The organism is Oleiphilus sp. HI0086, from assembly GCF_001635225.1.
Map to the genome: position 1 here is coordinate 1 of NZ_LWFZ01000539.1, position 594 is coordinate 594.

1 protein-coding gene is annotated in these 594 nt (G+C 41.6%); it reads right to left on the reverse strand.

Annotated elements, in window-relative coordinates:
- Positions 1-594 (reverse strand): tetratricopeptide repeat protein (locus A3756_RS27525; RefSeq protein WP_197481226.1); only part of this gene is annotated, 594 nt, incomplete at both ends.

Genomic DNA, 594 nt, shown 5'->3' on the forward strand with positions numbered 1-594 from the left:
TATAATTACTTTGCGCCGCAAAAATCCGTGCTTTTGTTAGGTTAATATCCTCATAGTTTAAGGGGACAGCATTAATGCTTTCTTCGTTTAGTTCATTTATCACAAATTGAGCTTTCTCTATCATCCCCATTGATAAAAGGCAGCGAGCCTTTAGTGCGATGATACTTGGTGGAGTGAAAACGATGGAGTCTCGTTTGTGCTGATAGGTATGCCATGCATCATCCAAGCATTCGATAGCATCGACATATTTGCCCTGTGCAAAATAAAGCATTGCTTGGGTGTACTGAATGATTATGTGCTGGCCTGGCTCTGTCCCAATTTCCAAATGTCGTAGCAAGGGGTTGATGTACGACTGAGCGATAGTAAATTCGGCTTTCTCTGTATATATCAATGCCAAGGCACTATTTTGCCAACAAGAAATTATTCTAGGTTGAGAGCTGTCGTGATAGCTATCGATCCATTGTTGGTTAATAATCCCGGTTTCTAACGCTTTTTCAAAATTACCTTGGTAAAAATAGATCCATCCAAGCAGGCCGCTGCTTGATAGCACCGTGGTATATTTCTTCTCTCGCTTGCCATGCTCAATTGCTTCGC